This window comes from Pseudomonas sp. 05N434, from assembly GCF_056396965.1.
Genome location: NZ_JBFTMK010000988.1, coordinates 1 through 781, shown reverse-complemented (window position 1 = coordinate 781; position 781 = coordinate 1). Strand labels below are relative to the sequence as shown.

At 58.6% G+C, this 781-nt stretch carries 1 protein-coding gene; it reads left to right on the top strand.

Annotated elements, in window-relative coordinates; genetic code table 11:
* Window positions 1-224: 224 nt before the first annotated feature.
* Window positions 225-781, top strand: a 557-nt coding sequence (locus tag AC1DLB_RS31250; protein ID WP_477786435.1) for a DNA gyrase subunit A, incomplete at its 3' end; no start/stop codon positions are given.

Here is a 781-nt window from a genome sequence, read left to right as displayed (position 1 = left end):
ACTATGCTCCATGCGCATCTGGGGGATAGGTGCGTGGCGGCTCTTGTGATAACATCCGGCGGTTTCCAGGGTAGCCTGATGTGGCTGCCTTTACTGCGCAGATCCATGGCATAACTCGTTGATTTGTCGTAAGTCGGTGCATGGCACTCAGTCTGTACCGGCGAGCTTCGTTCGTCCCATATGGATGTGACGAAGTTTCACCAGAAAAAGGAATCAGGCTTCTCATGGGCGAACTGGCCAAAGAAATCCTCCCGGTCAATATCGAAGACGAGCTGAAGCAGTCCTACCTCGACTACGCGATGAGCGTTATTGTCGGGCGGGCACTGCCGGATGCGCGCGATGGCTTGAAGCCCGTGCACCGGCGTGTGCTGTTCGCGATGAGCGAGCTGGGCAACGACTTCAACAAGCCGTACAAGAAATCTGCCCGTGTTGTCGGTGACGTGATCGGTAAGTATCACCCGCACGGTGATACCGCGGTGTACGACACCATCGTTCGGATGGCGCAGCCATTCTCGCTGCGTTACCTGCTGGTGGACGGTCAGGGCAACTTCGGTTCGGTGGACGGCGACAACGCCGCGGCCATGCGATACACCGAAGTACGCATGACCAAGCTGGCGCACGAGCTGCTGGCCGACCTGCATAAAGAAACCGTGGACTGGGTGCCGAACTACGACGGCACCGAAATGATCCCCGCGGTCATGCCGACCAAGATCCCCAACCTGCTGGTCAACGGCTCCAGCGGGACCAAGATCCCCAACCTGCTGGTCAACGGCTCCAGCGG